We start from the raw sequence: 287 nt of genomic DNA, 5'->3' as shown, positions 1-287 counted from the left end.
TACTGACTTATGCGTGATTGACGTGACCCCAGAGGGTTTAAAAGTGCTTGAAAAAGTTGCAGGTCTGAGCTTTGAAGAATTACAGGCTTTGACGGGTGCTCAATTGATTGACGCGACACAGGCTTAAGGATATAGACAACATGAAAAACGCTTACATCATAGATGCCATCCGTACTCCATTTGGTCGTTATGCCGGTGGTCTTGCGCCAATACGTGCAGATGATCTCGGTGCTATTCCAATTCAAGCATTGATACAACGTAATCCAACAGTAGATTGGCAACAAGTC

At 44.3% G+C, this 287-nt stretch carries 2 pseudogenes; both read left to right on the top strand.

Going from position 1 to position 287, the window contains the following annotated elements:
* Positions 1–127, top strand: a pseudogene (locus WFN33_RS20295) (3-oxoadipate CoA-transferase); the annotation flags it as partial.
* Between the two features lie 13 nt (positions 128–140).
* Positions 141–287 (top strand): annotated as a pseudogene (locus WFN33_RS20290) (acetyl-CoA C-acyltransferase); the annotation flags it as partial.

Origin of the sequence: Acinetobacter sp. AS167 (genome assembly GCF_037152175.1) — a bacterium.
Taxonomy (GTDB): domain Bacteria; phylum Pseudomonadota; class Gammaproteobacteria; order Pseudomonadales; family Moraxellaceae; genus Acinetobacter.
Note: the sequence above shows the minus strand (reverse complement) of the source record. Positions and strands in the feature narration are given on the sequence as shown.